Here is a 16,245-nt window from a genome sequence, read left to right as displayed (position 1 = left end):
GCCGGCTTCAGGCCCGCCAGCGATTCGGCCGTCACGCCATGACGCACGAATTCGTCGCTGGCAAAACGCAGCGGCTCGCCCTTGCGTTGCGGAATTTCGACCGGCACGATTTCAGCATCGAAACGGCCCGCCTTCTGTGCGGCTTCCGCCTTATTCTGCGACAAAGCCGCGAACGCATCCTGCTGCTCGCGCGTAATGCCGTATTCCTTCGCGACGTTCTCGGCCGTGACGCCCATGTGATACTGGTTGTACACGTCCCACAGGCCGTCGACGATCATGCTGTCGATGAGCTTCGCGTCGCCCATGCGAAAGCCGTCGCGCGAGCCCGGCAGCACGTGCGGCGCGGCGCTCATGTTTTCCTGGCCGCCTGCAATGACGATATCCGCGTCGCCAGCGATGATCGCGTTGGCGGCCAGCATCACGGCCTTCAGGCCCGAACCGCAGACCTTGTTGATCGTCATCCCCGGCACGGCCGAGGGCAGCCCCGCCTTGATCAGGGCCTGGCGGGCCGGGTTCTGGCCGGAGCCGGCCGTCAGCACCTGGCCCAGGATGACCTCGCTGATCTGCTCAGGCTTCAGGCCCGCGCGTTCGAGCACGGCGCGGATCACCGTTGCGCCCAGCTCGGGCGCTGCGATCTTCGCAAGCGACCCGCCGAATTTGCCGACACCAGTACGCGCGGCCGATACGATCACAACATCAGTCATTTTCATTTCCTCCGGGCGCCGCGGTGTCATGCGCCGCAGCCCGTCAAGTTAAAAAACCAACTGCTTCATTTGCTTCATCGCTTCGCGCGACGCGCACCCGATGCCCGCGAAGACACCGACGCGACGTCATGCGTCGGTCTGATCAGTCGCGTTGCAGAACATAGCGCCCCGGCGCGGGCTCGATCTCCGGAAACTCGGCAGAGCCCGGTTCGCTATGCGGCTTCACCTTTTTGCCAGCGTACTGATCAAGCCATTCCGTCCAGTCGGGCCACCAGCTGCCAGGCACTTCCTCGGCCTGCCCAAACCATTCCTCGGCATCCTGCGGCAGGCTTTGATCCTCGCCCTTCAATACCCAGTAGTTGCGCTTGTTCTTCTTCGGCGGGTTGATCACGCCGGCGATATGGCCGGACGCACCCAGCACGAACCTGACCGGACCCTTGAGCAGCGGCACCGATGCGTAAGCCGTCTGCCACGGCACGATATGGTCTTCACGCGAACCGTAAATGAAGGTGGGCACATCGATGCGCGACAGGTCGACCGGTTCGCCGCAAACAGTAAGCGCACCCGGCTCGCGCAGCCTGTTCTCGAGATAAGTATGGCGCAGGTACCAGACATACATCGGCCCCGGCAGGTTCGTCGAGTCGCTGTTCCAGTACAGCAGGTCGAACGGCACCGGCGTGCGGCCCTTCAGATAGTTGTCGACGACGTAATTCCACACGAGGTCGTTCGGACGCAGGAACGAGAACGTGTTCGCGAACTCGATGCCACGCATCAGGCCCGGCTGACCGCCGCCGATTCCGCCGATCGTCTGCTCACGCATCTTCACGTGAGCTTCGTCGACGAACACGTCGAGCACGCCTGTGTCCGAGAAATCGAGCATTGCAGTGAGCAAGGTCATCGACGACGCCGGATGTTCGCCGCGCGCGGACGCGACGGCGAGCGCGGTAGCGAGCATCGTGCCGCCGACACAGAAGCCGAGCGTATTGATCTGCTCGCGACCGCTGATCTGCCGGACCGTATCGATCGCTTTCAGCACACCATCGCCGATGTAGTCGTCCCACGACTTGTGCGCCACCGACGCGTCCGCATTGCGCCACGAAATCAGGAATACCTGATGGCCCGAATCGAGACCGTGCGCGACGAGCGAATTCTCCGGCTGCAGATCGAGGATGTAGAACTTGTTGATACACGGCGGCACGATGAGCAGCGGCCGCTCACGCACGGTGGCCGTGCGTGGCTTGTACTGGATCAGCTGAAACAGGTCATTCTCGAAAACGATCGAGCCTTCGGTATTCGCGAGGTTCTTGCCGACGATGAAACGTGACTCGTCTGTCTGCGAAATCTTGCCGCGCTGAAGGTCGCCCAGCAGGTTCATCACGCCCTGCCGCAGGCTTTCGCCCTGACTCTCGAGCAGCGTTTTCTGCGCTTCCGGATTCAAGGCGAAGAAGTTGCTCGGCGACGCCGCCGCCGTCCATTGCTGAACGGCGAAGCGGATGCGTTCGCGCGTCTTCGGATCGGTTTCGAGCGCGTCGACGAGTTCCTGCAGATAGCGCGCGTTCAGCAGATACCAGGCCGCGGTGAAACCATAGGCCGGCGTGGTTTTCCACGCTTCCGAACTGAAACGCCGGTCCTTCAGTTCAGGGACGGTCTGCTTCGCATCCGCAGCCTGCTGGATGAGTTGCATCGCCTCGCGCGAATAATCAGTCTGCAGTTGCTGAAGACGGTCCGGAGGGATCGCCGCGGTGGGCATCTTCAAGCCGGCGAAAGGCGACATCGACGCGGCTGCTTTCGTGAAATCCGGCATCGATGCAAACGAGGGCATCTGGGGCATCTGCGGCATGGGGAACGGCGTGCCGTTGGCTCCGAAGTTCGCACCCGGCCAGAACACACCTGGCATATTGCCTTCCGGGCTCTGCGCAGGATTGCCCAGCGAACGCCATGCGTTCATCCAGGTATCGAACATTTGTTGCATCCCGGCGGTAGCGGTATCGCCCTGCTGTTGCGTGGCGTCCGATGAAGTGTCCGTACGGGAGGAAGTCGAGGAACGTTTTGATGCAGCCATACCTGCTTTTGACCGGTGGGTCCTCGCGGACTGGTTGAGAGGCAGGTTTTTTGCGCACGTGGGCGATTGCTCGCGACCTCGTCACGCCCTGTCCCGTGGTGAGGAACATTCTTGCTCCCCATCGCAAGGCATGTCAATGCTTGTTCCCGATTTTGCCGCAGTGCGATACTTTTTTAATTATCGTTTTCCCCATGTTTTTTCTGCAGTCTGTAAAGCGGGGGGTGCGTGCGATGTTATCAAATGTAAAACGAGCCCTGAATGCAGGGCTTGTCGTGTATTAGCGCAGCCGGACTGGCATGTTAAGCCCGATGTTTTTATGCGCTTTACGCGGGACTGAGGCAGCGCAACAAAATTGCGCTGCCTGTCCGCTGACAAAGCGACTTCGCGCAAACCCTGGTGAGGCGGCCGCTCTTTGTGCCTGAGGGGCGCATTAACCGGCGAGCCAGATCATCGCGGCCATACGGCCGGTTTCCCGGTCACGGCGATAAGAATAGAAACGCTCGCGCTGGGTAACAGTACATATATCGCCACCGCTCACACGCGTAATACCGATTTGATTCAAACGGATACGCGCGAGCGCCGCCAGATCGGCAAAATATTTGCCGGGCATTTCCGGCCGCGGGACAAATCCTTTTGCCGTTGCATCGCGTTGCACAGCCTCGACACCATTCATGAACGCGTCACGAACGTCTGCCCCGACCTCGAAGGCGCCTCGCCCGATCGCCGGACCGAGGTACGCGTGCAGCGCCCCCGTCCCCTCGCCTGCGAGATCCGCGACGCGCTGCGCCGTCTTCTCGACGATGCCTGCCGCGAGGCCGCGCCATCCCGCGTGTGCCGCACCGACTGCTCGCCCCTTTTCATCGCAGAGGAGCACCGGCATGCAGTCGGCGATCATGACGACGCAGACGACGCCCGGCTGATCGGTCACGCTGGCGTCGGCGCGCACGGGGGCCGCGCCCTGCTGCGCGCCGGCGAGCACTTCGTCGGCACGAACCACTTCCGCGCCGTGGACCTGTTCGAGCCAGGCCGCGGGTGCGCCCGTCAACGCAAGGAGCCGTGCGCGGTTGATCTCGACGGCTTGCGGGTCGTCACCCGCGCGGCGGCCGAGGTTCAGGCCGCCCGGCAGATCGACACCGTCACGCCAGCGACCGAAGGGCGGTGCGCTCACGCCGCCATTGCGCGTCGTGACGAGCGCGCGCACGCGCGGCGATACGCGCCATTCAGGTTGCAGCACGTCGGCAAGCGTCAGTTCCGGTGTGCTCATCGATTGTCGTCCTCGATATCGTCCTGTTCGTCGGGCAGATCGTCGTCGAAAGCGGCGTCGTAGTCTTCATCGCCGTCGTAATACGCTTCGTCGAAGGCGCCTTCGTCGTCGCGCCCGAGGCCGAGCGCCGCCGACAGCGCGGCGAGGTCGTCCGGCACGTCGGCGCGCCATTGCATCGTGCGGCCGGTGCGCGGATGGATCAGGCCAAGGCGCCACGCATGCAACGCCTGGCGCGCGAAGCCGTCGGGCAGCGGCGTCACCGAGCGTTTGCCGCGCGCCCGTCCATACACCGGATCGCCTAGCAGCGGATGACCGATGTGCGCGCAATGGACGCGAATCTGATGGGTGCGCCCGGTCTCCAGATCGCAGTGAATCGCCGACACCGGCTGGCGCTCCCAGATGGTCGAGTCGACCCGCCGGAAATGCGTGCGCGCGGGCTTGCCCGACGCACCGGTGACGACCGCCATCCGCGTGCGTTCGCGCGGATCGCGCCCGATCGGCGCGTCGATCGTGCCTTCATCGGGCATGTTGCCCCATACGAGCGCGAGATAGCGGCGCTTGACGGTACGCGCCTGCAACTGGCGCACGAGATCGGTCTGCGCCTCGAGCGTGCGCGCGACGACCATCAGACCGGAGGTCTCCTTGTCGAGCCGGTGCACGATGCCCGCGCGCGGCAGACCGGCCGCCGCGGCGCCGTACCGGTGCAGCAGGCCGTTCAACACGGTGCCGCTCCAGTTCCCTGCCGCGGGATGCACGACGAGACCGGCGGGCTTGTTGATCACGACAAGGGTGTCGTCCTCATAGACGATGTCGAGCGGCACCGGCTCCGGCGTGAACGCCAGCTGCTCCGGCAGCAGGTCGGGCACGAGTTCGATCGTGGCGCCGAGAGGCACCGGCTGACGGATCTTCGCCGGCGCGCCATCCACCTGCACGCGCCCAGCCTCGATCCAGCTCTGCAGACGGCTGCGCGAAAATTCCGGGAACACCTTCGCGAGCACCTTGTCGAGGCGATCGCCCGCGAGTTCGTCCGGCACCTGCACGATGCGCGGCGTTTCGTCGACGCCTTCGCGCGCGGCCGCGGGAGCGGGCTGCGGCACAAGCGCGTCGCTGCCGAGATCGTCATCGAGGGAATCGCCTGACAGCGCGTCGTCGGGGTCGGCGCTTAAGCTATAATCTTTGCTGCTGTTCCGCGTACCGGCAGCGGTACCCGGAGAATTTGAGCGGGTCATTGAGTCTGGGTCACCTGGACGTAAAGATAGACTGGAAAATGCGAGCCTTGAACACCATTACCAATATGGCCCGAACGACAGCGGCCCAAACGAAAGCGGCCCGCAAGACGGCCGGCAAAATGACCGCAAGCGTAGCCCGATATTTTGCCTGCACCGCCGCCCTGGCAATCGTGGCGGCCTGTCATGGCCTGCCCGAAAAGACCGATGAAACGGCCACGTGGGCGAACAACAAATTATATACGGAGGCGCAGGACGCCTTGTCCGGCGGCGACTGGGGTAAGTGCGCGAAATACTTCGAAAACCTCGAAGGGCGCGACCCGTTCGGCCACTTCGCCCAGCAGGCGCAGATCAACGTTGCGTACTGCAACTGGAAAGATGGTGAAGCCGACGCCGCCGACCAGGCCATCAGCCGCTTCATCCAGCTGCATCCGGATCACCCGGACATCGCTTACGCGTACTATCTGAAAGGCTTGATCCACTTCAACGACGACCTCGGTCTGTTCGGCCGCTTCTCGGGCCAGGACATGAGCGAGCGCGACCCGAAGTCGCTGCGCGAGTCGTATGACGCGTTCAAGGTCGTGATCGACAAGTATCCGGACAGCAAGTATGCGCCGGACGCCGCGCAGCGCATGCGTTACATCGTCAATGCGCTGGCATCGCACGAAGTACATGCGGCGGACTATTACTATCGCCGTGGCGCGTACGTCGCCGCAATCAACCGCGCGCAGGTCGCGATCAGGGAATACAAGAACGCGCCGGCCATCGAAGACGCGCTGCATATCATGCTGCTGTCCTATCAAAGGCTCAACCAGCCGCAGCTCGCCGAAGATACGAGGCGCGTACTGGCTGGCACCTTCCCGGACAGTCCGTACATCACCGGACACTCACGGCCGGGTGCGCAAAAATCCTGGTGGCAGTTTTAAGCCGTCCTTCGTTTCGCATCACGACCTGAGTGTCGACTCAGGTCAAACAAAATGCCATGGATCACTCCATGGCATTTTTGTTTGCGACGCCGGCTTTATCGTTAGCATGAGCGGCGTAGCCAGCTGCCCCGCTCAATCGCGCTCAACCCCATTCAGTCTCGCTCGAACAACGCGATCGACTCCACATGCGATGTGTGCGGGAACATGTTCACCACTCCCGCACCCTTTAACCGGTAGCCCGCTTCGTGCACCAGCAGGCCCGCGTCGCGCGCCAGCGTCGCCGGATTGCAGGACACGTAGACCATACGCCTGGGCAACGGGCCGTCGCCACTCTGCGCGATCTCCGCCAGCGCCTTCGCTACGGCCAGCGCGCCTTCGCGCGGCGGATCGATCAGGAACTTGTCGAAGTGGCCGAGCGCGCGCAGATCGTCTGCGGTGATCTCGAACAGGTTTCGGCACGCGAACGACGTATGGCCCGCGACACCATTCTCTTCAGCGTTCGCGAGCGCGCGCGCCGTCAGCACCTCGCTGCCTTCGATACCGACCACTTCCTTCGCGAGCCGCGCAAGTGGCAACGTGAAATTGCCAATTCCGCAGAACAGGTCGAGCACGCGATCCGTGCTCGACGGCGCCAGCAGGCGCAGCGCGCGGCCCACCAGCACGCGGTTGATCTGGTGGTTGACCTGGGTGAAGTCGGTCGGCTTGAACGGCATCCGGATGTTGAATTCCGGCAACGTGTAGTCGAGTTGCGCGTCGAGCGGATAGAACGGCGTAACTGTGTCCGGCCCCTTCGGCTGGAGCCAGAACTGCACGTTGTGCGCGTCGGCGAAATCGCGCAGCAACTGTTCGTCGGCGGTGTTGATCGGCTCCAGCACGCGCAGCACCAGGGCCGTCACCGACTCGCCCACCGCGAGCTCGATCTGCGGCATCCGGTCACGAATCGAGAGCCCTTCGACCAGCCGGCGCAGCGGCACCAGCATCGCCGACATATGCGGCGGCAGCACTTCGCAGCTCGTCATGTCGGCGACATAGCTGCTCTTCTTCTCGTGGAAGCCGACCAGCACGCCGCCCTTCTTCTCGACATGGCGCACCGTCAGCCGCGCGCGGTAGCGATATCCCCACGTCGGTCCGTGAATCGGACGGAACACGGTTTCGGCGCGCAGCTTCGCCAGATGGGCGAGATTGTCTTCCAGCACGCGCTGCTTGACTGCGATCTGCGCCCGAATGTCGAGATGCTGCATTGAACAACCGCCGCAGGTGCCGAAAAACTGGCATTGCGGCTTCGTGCGGATCACACTCTCACGCAGAACCTCGACCACCTGCGCCTGCTCAAAACTCGGCTTCCTGCGGTAGCTTGAATAGCTGACGCGTTCGCCGGGCAGCGCACCCTCGACAAAAATGACCTTGCCTGGCTCGCCGTTCTCGTTGACCGTGCGGCCGACGCCGCGCGCCTCCATGTCGAGCGAGTCGATTTCCAGAATCGGGGCGGTAACGGGTACGGCACTCGCGCCCGCTTCGGCGGACGCTGACTTGTTTCTACGCGAGCGATGATGGGCAGTTCGAGACACCTGCGGCTTCCTGACAGACATGTGGGGAAAGGCGAGATTGTAGACGAACCGCAACCGGCGACGGAGATTTGACGATGAGACTGATCAGCTGGAATGTCCAGTGGGGACGCGACGCCGATGGCAACGTGAATCTCGCCCGCACGCTGGACGAGGCGCACCGCCTCGCCGATTTCGACGTGCTGTGCCTGCAGGAAATCACGCTCGGCTTCAGCGGGCTGCCGGGCCGGCCTGGCGACGACCAGGTCGCGGAACTCGCCTATCTGCTGCCAGGGTTTACCGTAGTGCATGCGATCGGCGCCGATCTGGCGCCGATCGCGCCGGGCGCGCGCCGACGCCAGTTCGGCAACGCGCTGGTCACGCGCCTGCCGGTCGAGCGCGTGATCCGCCATTCGCTGCCGTGGCCGGCGGACCCGGCGGCTCCCTCAATGCAGCGGGTCGCGCTCGAAGCAGCGCTGGAGGCGCCCGGCGGCCCGTTGCGGGTGCTCGTCACGCATCTGGAGTTCTATTCGCTCACGCAACGGCTTGCGCAGGTCGATGCGTTGCGGCGTGTGCAGCAGGAAGCGGCCGGACACGCAGCGCGTCCCGCCCGGGCAGAAAATGCAACCGGCCCGTTCGCCAGTAGCGCGCGGCCTCTGAGCGCCATCGTCTGCGGCGATTTCAACAGCGCGTTCGGCAGCGAGGCGTACCAGCGGATGCTCGAGCCGCTTCCAGGCAGTCCTGCGTTCATCGACGCCTGGACCGCGCTGCATCCGGGCGCGACGCCGCCACCGACCGCCGGCATCTACGACACCGTGCAATGGAAGAATGGGCCGCTTACGTGCGATTTCGTCTTCGCGACTGAGGATCTGCGTGGCCGCTTGCGGCGCTGCGAGATCGACGGCGCCACGCGCGCGTCGGATCATCAGCCGATCGTTCTGGAACTGGATTGACAGGCAGCGCCGTCTGGGCGCTGGTGAGGCGCCGGCAAAACGGCGTCAGGATGGCTAGCCTTCGAACGCGGCGAGGTATTCGGCCCAGTGCGCTGCGGGCTCCTGCGCGAGTGCGTTCTTGACGATATTGATTTCGTCGTCGTATTCGGCGGCAGAAAAGCCGCCGCGCATCAGCTGGAAGCGGCAATACAACAGATACGTGTTGACGACGTCCGTTTCGCAGTAGTTGCGGATTTCTTCGATACGGCCCTGCTGGAAGGCGTGCCAGACCTGTCCGCCGTCCATCCCGAGCTTGCCGGGAAATCCGCACAGCTTGGCGAGCGCATCGAGCGGCGCGTTGGCGCGCGCCTGGTACATCGCAAGCACGTCCATCAGGTCGGTGTGGCGTGCGTGGTAACGGCTGATGTAGTTATTCCACTTGAAATCGCGGTCGTCCTCGCCGAGATCCCAGAAGCGCGACGCCGGAATACCATTCACCAGCGCCCGATAGTTCAGCACGGGCAGATCGAACCCGCCGCCGTTCCAGGACACGAGTTGCGGCGTGTATTTTTCGATCACCCGGTAAAACGACTGGACAAGCGCCGCCTCGCCGTCGGCGGGGGTGCCGAGCGAGCGGACGCGAAAACCGGCGTTATCGCGAAACACGCAAGAGATTGCCGCGATCCGCTGCAGATGGTGCGGCAGAAAATCGCTGCCGGTCTTTTCGCGGCGCGCGGCGAACGCGTGTTCGGCGACCTCTTCGTCGGTCAGTGTGTCCGGGAGCGCTTCGAGACGGCGAATGCCGGCGACATCGGGAATCGTCTCGATGTCGAATACAAGAATCGGTGTCATCAGGTTATAAGACGGCGTCCTTGCGAACACCATTAGAGGCAAAGAAACGCTTCAGGCGCACGAGCGCTTCCTGCTGGATCTGACGCACGCGTTCACGGGTCAGGCCCATTTCATCGGCGAGTTCTTCCAGCGTGGCCGGCTCGATGTGATTCAGGCCGAAACGGCGTTCGATTACATGGCGATGCTTGTCCGACAACCGTGCGAGCCACGCCCGCGTCAGCGTTTCCAGTTCGCGGTGCTGCACTTCGGCATCCGGCGACTGGCTCTGGTCATCCGACAACAGATCAAGCAGGCTGCTCGCGGGGTCGAGATCGAGCGGCGCGTCGAGCGACGCCGTGTGCTCGTTGAGCGCGAGGATGTCGGTGACTTCGTCGGTGGTCTTGCCGGTCAGGTAGGCGATGTCGTCAATGCTGGCGTCACGGCGGTCGGCCGCCGGGCCTGCATTCATTGAATTTTTCTCGAGATGGCGTTTTGCGCGCAGCACCTGATTCAGTTCGCGAATCACGTGCACCGGCAGACGCACCGTGCGCGCCTGGTTCATGATCGCCCGCTCGATGCTCTGACGGATCCACCAGGTCGCATAGGTCGAAAAACGGAAGCCGCGCGTGGGATCGAATTTCTCGATCGCGTGCATCAGACCCAGATTGCCTTCCTCGATCAGATCGAGCAGCGGCACGCCGCGATTCAGATAGCCCTTGGCAATACTGACGACCAGCCGCAGATTGCGTTCAATCATCACCTGCCTGGCCTCGAACTCACCCGCTTTGGCGAGCCGCGAATAACGCTGCTCTTCCTCGACGGTCAGAAGCGGCTTGACGCTTATGCGATTCAGATAATGCTGGATGGTGTCGGCGGTGAGTTCCGCCTGCAGCAGCGCGCGGAAGTCATCTGCGTCAGGCGCGGAATCGTTTGCGCCGTCGCGCACGTCAGCGACTTCATCGGCTGCGACCGCGCGCTCATCCAGGTCGGCCGGGTTGTCGACCTCGTCCATGCCGTCGTCTTCATTCACGGCGCCACCGTCCTCCACCGAAACATGCGTGGCACGGCTGATCGACTCAGTTCCGGCTTGCGGCAGGCGGCGCTTCGATTTCGGCATGGTCGTATCGCTTATTGCGGCGGCAAGTACTTCAGTGGGTCGACAGGTTTACCCTGCCGGCGAACTTCGAAATGCAACATCACACGGTCCGAATCGCTGTTGCCCATTTCGGCGATCTTCTGCCCTCTGGTCACCGCGTCTCCCTCTTTTACCATCAAAGCGCGGTTATGTGCGTACGCCGTGAGATAAGTCGCATCATGCTTGATGATAATGAGATTGCCGTATCCGCGCAGCCCATTTCCAGCATAAACCACCCGACCATCTGCCGAAGCCTTGACCGGATCGCCGGCTGCCCCGCCGATATTCACGCCTTTGTTCTTCGAATCGTCGAACGTATTGAGCAGCGGGCCGCGCACCGGCCATGCGAACGAGACATTGCCGTTGGCTCCCGCCGTCGTATCGCTCGCCGACGGCTGCGGCGCGGGCGCTGTTGCCGCTGGTGCGTTCGCACCCGAACTGTAGAGCGGTGGCGCGGGCATCACGCCGGCGGCGGCGCCCGTCGTAGCCGGCGCCTGAGCGCCGAGCGGCGCACTCTGCACGCCGCCGCCGACGCCAACCGGCGAGGTGGCGACGCCAGGCGTCAGCGCAGCGACGTTCGCCCCCGGAGGCGCGACGCGCAGCAACTGGTCGACTTCGATCTGGTTGGGATTGGTGAGGTTGTTCCAGCTGGCGATGTCGCGATAGTTCTGGCCGTTTTCGAGCGCGATCCGGTACAGCGTATCACCCGGCTTCACACGGTAGTAACCCGGTGGCGGCGGCCCGAGCGGAACGGACGGCTGGGCCGCCTGCGTGCCGATCGCGCCCGAGCCGGAACGATCGACGACCGGCGCCTGATCGAACCGCGTCGCGCAGGCCGTCAACAGGGAAAGCGCGACCACGCATACGCTGCTTCGGGCCACGGTCAGTGCGGTCAGGTCGATATTCAGGCTGGTTCTTTGCATCGCGCGCAACATACTCATCGGTTTCAGATCACTCCGGATTTTAAGGGTACAAAGAAAACGCGATCAAGCCGCGATTCGCGCCACTGCGCCGGCCCGGTGCGCTCGACGAGCGTCAGCACCTGCGCCTGCCCGTCCTGCGATCCGACTGGCGCGACGAGCCGCGCGCCGATCGCGAGCTGCTCGAGCAGCGCCTGCGGCACATCGAGGCCAGCCGCGGCAATCACAATGGCGTCGAACGGCGCAGCGGCCGGCAAACCGATTCGCCCGTCGCCGTAATGCAGACGGATGTTCGGAATGCGCAGCGGACGCAAGTTTGTCTTGGCGCGCTCATACAACGGCTTGATGCGTTCAATCGAATACACGTCGCGCGCGACCTGGCTCAGCACGGCGGCCTGATAGCCGCAGCCGGTGCCAATCTCGAGCACGCTTGTGAGTGGGCGGCCTGCCGCGGCAAGTTCGATCATCCGCGCGACCACCGACGGCTTCGAGATCGTCTGGTGATGACCGATCGGCAGCGCCGCATCTTCGTAAGCCTGGGTCGCGAGACCGGGGTCGACGAACATGTGGCGCGGCACCACCGACATCGCGTTCAGCACGCGCTGATCCGTCACGCCATTCGCCCGCAGCCGTTCGACCATCCGCTCGCGCACCCGTTCCGAGGTCAGCGCCATGGCGCTGTTCAACGCGACGTTCGGTGCTGCGCTGCGTTCGGCCTTCGCGCTCACCGGCTTGCCGTTCGCTGACTGACGCGAGCCCGGTGTGCGGTGGCCCGGCTGTTCGCGCGCGGTAAGCGGCGCGCGTGCGGTCCCGGGCCGCGCATCGCTGCCTGCAACGCCGCTCGTGCGAGTCTCGCCGGTCCGGCCTTCGGGCCGGCGCGGCTCGCGCACCAGATCGGCGAGGCCGAGCGGAAAGCGCTTCGCGCGCTCGCTGGTCATGAAGCGCTGCTCCCGGCGCGCACCCATTCGCGCGCCGCGGGCAGCATCTGCGTGTGGGTCAGGTCGAGTTGCAGCGGGGTGATCGAGACGTGGCCGTGCGCGACGGCGTGAAAGTCGGTGCCTTCACTTGCATCGCGGGCGCTGCCCGACGGGCCGATCCAGTAGATCGGCTCGCCGCGCGGGTTGGTCTGGCGGATCACCGGCTGCGACGGATGGCGTTTGCCAAGACGCGTGATCTGCCAGTCGCGCAACTGGTCGTAAGGCAGGTTGGGAATGTTGACGTTCAGCAACGGATGGCCCGACAGCGGATGAGCGAGGTAGTGCGCGACGATCTCCGCGGCGACGCGAACCGCATCGCCGAGATGCGCCCAGTCTTTGTCGACAAGCGAAAATGCGATCGCGGGCACGCCGAACATGATGCCTTCGGTGGCAGCGGCAACGGTGCCCGAGTAGAGCGTGTCTTCGCCCATGTTCTGGCCGTTGTTGATACCCGACACGACGAGATCCGGTGTGTGGTCCAGCATGCCCGTCAGCGCGATGTGCACGGAGTCGGTCGGCGTGCCGTTCACATAATAGAAACCGTTTGACGAGCGCAGCACCGAGAGCGGGCGCGACAGCGTCAGGGAGTTCGAGGCGCCACTGCAGTTCTGCTCGGGAGCCATCACGGTGACATCGGCGAGCGGCTTCAACGCGTCATGGAGCGCGGCGAGGCCAGGCGCCAGATAACCGTCATCATTGCTGAGTAGGATTCGCATGCGGCGATTGTAACCGAGGAAAGATGGCACGCGAACGACGCGCCAGACGATGCGTAGCGTCGATACGGGACATGCCATAAACGCACGTTCGTTCGAACCAGCTTCGACTTTGACTTACACTTTGTCTTTGCCCTGCAACGACGAGGAGACACGATGCGCGCAATCCGCTGCAACCGGTATGGGCCGCCGGAAAGCCTGACCATCGAAGACATTCCCGATCTCGTGCCTGCGCCCGGCGAGGTCGTGATCGACGTGAAGGCGGCGAGCGTCAACTTCCCTGATGTGCTGATCATCGAGAACAGGTATCAGGTCAAGCCGCCTCTGCCCTTCACGCCCGGCTCGGAAGTCGCAGGTCTGGTGCGCGCGGTCGGCGATGGCGTCACCCAGTTTCGGCCAGGACAACGCGTGGTCGCGTTCACGGGATCGGGCGCTTTCGCCGAACAGGCCGTCGCGCCGGCCACAGCCTGCATCGCGCTTCCCGACGACGCCGATTTTGCGGTGGCCGCCGCATTCACGCTGGTGTACGGGACGTCGCATCACGCCGTCGTCGACCGCGCCGCCTTGCAGGCCGGCGAGACGATGCTCGTGCTCGGCGCGGCAGGCGGCGTCGGCCTTGCTGCGGTGGAGATCGGCAAGGCGCTCGGCGCACGGGTGATCGCCGCGGCGTCGACAGACAAGAAGCTTGCCGCCTGCGTCGAGCACGGTGCGGATGCGACGATCAACTACAGCCGCGACGACCTGCGCGAGCAGATCAAGACGCTCACCGACGGCAAAGGTCCCGACGTGATCTACGACCCGGTCGGCGGCATCTATACGGAGCCCGCGTTTCGCAGCATTGGCTGGCGCGGGCGTTATCTGGTCGTCGGGTTCGCGAATGGCGAAATTCCGAAACTGCCGCTCAACCTGACGCTGCTAAAAGGCGCGAGCGTAGTCGGCGTATTCTGGGGCGATTACGCGCGACGTGAACCCGAGCGCAATACCGCGGGCTTCATGCAGATGCTCGGCTGGATGAAAGAAGGCAAGCTGCGGCCGTACATCTCCGCCCGTTACGCGCTGGAAGACACTGGACGCGCGTTGCGCGATATGGCGGAGCGGCGCGTCGTCGGCAAGATCGTGATTACGCCCTGACCTGCTTCCGATACAACCGGCGGCGTTCGCGTGTCGCCGGTATTACGCCTCTACCAGCCAGAAAACCAGCGCGACGCGCGATCAATCGCGCGCCGTCTGTCTTTCCACCTGTCCTTCCTTGCCGCGCTCTCAGGTCTTCACAGCTTTTCGGTTTCGCCGCTCTTCGGCTGCCACTTCATCAGACGCCGTTCCATCACACCGACCACGCCGTCGAGCACCAGCGCAAACGCCGTCAGCACCAGAATCCCGGCGAACACGGTGTTGATATCGAAAGTGCCTTCGGCCTGCAGGATCAGATAGCCGATGCCGCGCGCCGAGCCCAGATATTCGCCGACCACCGCGCCGACAAACGCCAGCCCGACCGACGTGTGCAGACTGGAAAACACCCAGCTCATCGCGCTCGGCAGATAGACGTGGCGCAATAGCTGCTTGCGGTTGGCGCCGAGCATTCGCGCATTCGCCAGCACGACGGGGCTCACCTCCTTCACGCCCTGATAGACGTTGAAGAAGACGATAAAGAACACCAGCGTCACGCCGAGCGCGACCTTCGACCAGATCCCGAGCCCGAACCACACGCCGAAGATCGGCGCGAGGATCACGCGCGGCATCGAATTGGCGGCCTTGATGTACGGATCGAAAAGCCCGCTCGCGAGCGGCGACAGCGCAAGCCACAGACCGATTGCAAGACCGAAGATCGTGCCGAACGCAAACGCGAGCACGGTTTCGATCAGTGTGACCCACAGGTGAATATAGATTTCACCGGTCACGAACCAGTCCCAGATCCGCATCAGCACTTTCTGCGGCTCGCCGAAGAAGAATGCCGCCTTGTTCGGATCGTCGAAATAGAACGGCGGCAACAGCGTCGGGCTCGTCAACGCGTACCAGAGCAGAAAACTCAACACCAGCAGCAGCCACTGCCAGATCGCGAGGTTGGCGCGATTCGGGCGCACACGCTTCCACATGTCTGTCCTTACCTTTTTGATAGATGGCTGGCCGGCCGCGCCTAGACGGCCGTTAGTTGCTGCTGATAGCCCTTCAGCACTTCATCGCGCAGCACGCTCCAGATCTGTGCGTGAAGTTCGACGAAGCGTGGATGCGCGCGAATTTCGGCGACGTCGCGCGGACGCGGCAGATCGATCGCGAACTCGCCGATCGGCCGCGTGCCCGGTCCCGCCGACAGCACGACGACGCGGTCCGACATCGCGGTCGCCTCGTCGAGATCGTGAGTGATGAAGAGCACCGCCTTGCGCTTCGCGGCCCACAGGTCGAGCAGTTCGTTTTCCATCAGCTGACGCGTCTGGATATCGAGCGCCGAGAACGGCTCGTCCATCAGGACGATGTCGGGGTCGAGAATGAGTGTCTGCGCCATCGCGACGCGCTTGCGCATGCCGCCCGACAACTGATGCGGATAGCGGTCGCCAAAGCCGCCGAGACCCACGCGCTTCAGCCACTCATCCGCCTTCGCGCGCGCTTCATGTCGCGGCACATTGCGAAAGGACAGGCCAGCCATCACGTTGTCGATGGCGGAGCGCCACGGCATCAGCGCATCGGCCTGAAACATGTAGCCGGCGCGGCGGTTGATGCCCGCGAGCGGTTCGCCGAACACGCTGACCGTGCCCGATGACGGTTCGAGCAATCCCGCCCCGATGTTCAGCAACGTCGACTTGCCGCAGCCCGTCGGCCCGACGACCGACACGAATTCGCCCGGAGCAATGCGCAGCGTCGTGTCCCTGACTGCCGTGTAACGCTGCGAGCGGTCGTCACGCGACGCAAACGTACAGGTGATGTTTTCGAGCGCCAATGCGGCAACGGTCATCGTTCGACTCGCTTCTTCTGTTTCTGATGCAGTGAGAATCGTTCAGCGGCGGGCAGGCTTTGAA

At 63.7% G+C, this 16,245-nt stretch carries 15 protein-coding genes; 3 read left to right on the top strand and 12 right to left on the bottom strand.

Annotated features, from left to right (window positions below; all coding sequences use genetic code 11):
• The 4 genes from P3T23_RS08780 to P3T23_RS08765 all read right to left on the bottom strand — a co-directional run.
• Positions 1 to 704: acetyl-CoA C-acyltransferase (locus tag P3T23_RS08780; protein WP_429315770.1), on the bottom strand; the 704-nt coding region annotated here is incomplete at its 3' end.
• A 142-nt stretch (positions 705 to 846) separates the two neighbouring features.
• A complete protein-coding gene (gene phaC, locus P3T23_RS08775; protein ID WP_429315769.1) occupies positions 847 to 2,766 on the bottom strand; it encodes a class I poly(R)-hydroxyalkanoic acid synthase in 1,920 nt (639 codons plus the stop codon).
• Positions 2,767 to 3,196: 430 nt separating this feature from the next.
• Positions 3,197 to 4,030, bottom strand: coding sequence for a peptidoglycan editing factor PgeF (gene pgeF, locus P3T23_RS08770; protein WP_429315768.1), 834 nt, complete (start codon positions 4,028 to 4,030; stop codon positions 3,197 to 3,199).
• Positions 4,027 to 5,259, bottom strand: a complete 1,233-nt coding sequence (locus P3T23_RS08765) for an RluA family pseudouridine synthase (protein ID WP_429315767.1) — start codon at positions 5,257 to 5,259, stop codon at positions 4,027 to 4,029. Before P3T23_RS08765 ends, pgeF begins: the two co-directional genes overlap by 4 nt.
• A gap of 38 nt (positions 5,260 to 5,297) precedes the next feature.
• Between P3T23_RS08765 and P3T23_RS08760 the strand changes: the two genes are divergently transcribed.
• Positions 5,298 to 6,182: an outer membrane protein assembly factor BamD gene (locus tag P3T23_RS08760; RefSeq protein ID WP_429315766.1), complete on the top strand. Its 885-nt coding sequence runs from the start codon at positions 5,298 to 5,300 to the stop codon at positions 6,180 to 6,182.
• Positions 6,183 to 6,334: 152 nt separating this feature from the next.
• Here P3T23_RS08760 and rlmD read toward each other — a convergent pair whose 3' ends face one another.
• Positions 6,335 to 7,771 carry a 23S rRNA (uracil(1939)-C(5))-methyltransferase RlmD gene (gene rlmD, locus P3T23_RS08755; RefSeq protein ID WP_429315765.1) on the bottom strand — a complete coding sequence of 479 codons (1,437 nt, stop codon included), beginning with the start codon at positions 7,769 to 7,771 and terminating at the stop codon, positions 6,335 to 6,337.
• Between the two features lie 53 nt (positions 7,772 to 7,824).
• Between rlmD and P3T23_RS08750 the strand changes: the two genes are divergently transcribed.
• Positions 7,825 to 8,679, top strand: coding sequence for an endonuclease/exonuclease/phosphatase family protein (locus tag P3T23_RS08750; protein ID WP_429315764.1), 855 nt, complete (start codon positions 7,825 to 7,827; stop codon positions 8,677 to 8,679).
• A gap of 54 nt (positions 8,680 to 8,733) precedes the next feature.
• Here P3T23_RS08750 and P3T23_RS08745 read toward each other — a convergent pair whose 3' ends face one another.
• From P3T23_RS08745 to surE, 5 genes are read right to left on the bottom strand one after another with little or no spacing between them, the layout of a single operon-like run.
• Positions 8,734 to 9,510: a 3'-5' exonuclease gene (locus P3T23_RS08745; protein ID WP_133663370.1), complete on the bottom strand. Its 777-nt coding sequence runs from the start codon at positions 9,508 to 9,510 to the stop codon at positions 8,734 to 8,736.
• A 4-nt stretch (positions 9,511 to 9,514) separates the two neighbouring features.
• Entirely contained in the window at positions 9,515 to 10,606 is a 1,092-nt protein-coding gene (gene rpoS / locus P3T23_RS08740; protein ID WP_429315763.1) for an RNA polymerase sigma factor RpoS, read from the bottom strand.
• An 11-nt stretch (positions 10,607 to 10,617) separates the two neighbouring features.
• On the bottom strand, positions 10,618 to 11,565 hold the full coding sequence (locus tag P3T23_RS08735) for a peptidoglycan DD-metalloendopeptidase family protein (RefSeq protein WP_429315762.1): 948 nt from the start codon (positions 11,563 to 11,565) through the stop codon (positions 10,618 to 10,620).
• Between the two features lie 5 nt (positions 11,566 to 11,570).
• Positions 11,571 to 12,482 carry a protein-L-isoaspartate(D-aspartate) O-methyltransferase gene (locus tag P3T23_RS08730; RefSeq protein WP_429315761.1) on the bottom strand — a complete coding sequence of 304 codons (912 nt, stop codon included), beginning with the start codon at positions 12,480 to 12,482 and terminating at the stop codon, positions 11,571 to 11,573.
• Complete coding sequence (gene surE / locus P3T23_RS08725; protein ID WP_429315760.1) at positions 12,479 to 13,237, bottom strand: 5'/3'-nucleotidase SurE; 759 nt, start codon at positions 13,235 to 13,237, stop codon at positions 12,479 to 12,481. The genes P3T23_RS08730 and surE overlap by 4 nt, the downstream gene beginning before the upstream one ends.
• A gap of 153 nt (positions 13,238 to 13,390) precedes the next feature.
• On the opposite strand from surE, the gene P3T23_RS08720 reads away from it, so the two are divergent.
• Positions 13,391 to 14,365, top strand: coding sequence for an NADPH:quinone oxidoreductase family protein (locus P3T23_RS08720; RefSeq protein ID WP_429315759.1), 975 nt, complete (start codon positions 13,391 to 13,393; stop codon positions 14,363 to 14,365).
• Between the two features lie 137 nt (positions 14,366 to 14,502).
• On the opposite strand, the gene P3T23_RS08715 is transcribed toward P3T23_RS08720, so the two are convergent.
• Positions 14,503 to 15,327 (bottom strand): ABC transporter permease, encoded by an 825-nt coding sequence (locus P3T23_RS08715; protein WP_429315758.1) that lies wholly within the window; start codon positions 15,325 to 15,327, stop codon positions 14,503 to 14,505.
• 41 nt (positions 15,328 to 15,368) lie between these two features.
• Entirely contained in the window at positions 15,369 to 16,181 is an 813-nt protein-coding gene (locus P3T23_RS08710) for an ABC transporter ATP-binding protein (RefSeq protein WP_429315757.1), read from the bottom strand.
• Between the last annotated feature and the right edge of the window lie 64 nt (positions 16,182 to 16,245).

The organism is Paraburkholderia sp. GAS448 (genome assembly GCF_050435685.1).
In the GTDB taxonomy this organism is placed as follows: Bacteria; Pseudomonadota; Gammaproteobacteria; order Burkholderiales; family Burkholderiaceae; genus Paraburkholderia.
This window is presented reverse-complemented; position numbering and strand designations above follow the sequence as displayed.

Bases quoted from the DNA above. Each gene is read 5' to 3' on its own strand.
- P3T23_RS08745 (WP_133663370.1), bottom strand. From the start codon at position 9,510: ATGACACCGATTCTTGTATTCGACATCGAGACGATTCCCGATGTCGCC.
- P3T23_RS08760 (WP_429315766.1), top strand. From the start codon at position 5,298: ATGCGAGCCTTGAACACCATTACCAATATGGCCCGAACGACAGCGGCC.
- rpoS (WP_429315763.1), bottom strand. From the start codon at position 10,606: ATGCCGAAATCGAAGCGCCGCCTGCCGCAAGCCGGAACTGAGTCGATC.
- pgeF (WP_429315768.1), bottom strand. From the start codon at position 4,030: ATGAGCACACCGGAACTGACGCTTGCCGACGTGCTGCAACCTGAATGG.
- P3T23_RS08765 (WP_429315767.1), bottom strand. From the start codon at position 5,259: ATGACCCGCTCAAATTCTCCGGGTACCGCTGCCGGTACGCGGAACAGC.
- surE (WP_429315760.1), bottom strand. From the start codon at position 13,237: ATGCGAATCCTACTCAGCAATGATGACGGTTATCTGGCGCCTGGCCTC.
- P3T23_RS08730 (WP_429315761.1), bottom strand. From the start codon at position 12,482: ATGACCAGCGAGCGCGCGAAGCGCTTTCCGCTCGGCCTCGCCGATCTG.
- rlmD (WP_429315765.1), bottom strand. From the start codon at position 7,771: ATGTCTGTCAGGAAGCCGCAGGTGTCTCGAACTGCCCATCATCGCTCG.
- P3T23_RS08735 (WP_429315762.1), bottom strand. From the start codon at position 11,565: ATGAGTATGTTGCGCGCGATGCAAAGAACCAGCCTGAATATCGACCTG.
- P3T23_RS08715 (WP_429315758.1), bottom strand. From the start codon at position 15,327: ATGTGGAAGCGTGTGCGCCCGAATCGCGCCAACCTCGCGATCTGGCAG.
- P3T23_RS08750 (WP_429315764.1), top strand. From the start codon at position 7,825: ATGAGACTGATCAGCTGGAATGTCCAGTGGGGACGCGACGCCGATGGC.
- phaC (WP_429315769.1), bottom strand. From the start codon at position 2,766: ATGGCTGCATCAAAACGTTCCTCGACTTCCTCCCGTACGGACACTTCA.
- P3T23_RS08720 (WP_429315759.1), top strand. From the start codon at position 13,391: ATGCGCGCAATCCGCTGCAACCGGTATGGGCCGCCGGAAAGCCTGACC.
- P3T23_RS08710 (WP_429315757.1), bottom strand. From the start codon at position 16,181: ATGACCGTTGCCGCATTGGCGCTCGAAAACATCACCTGTACGTTTGCG.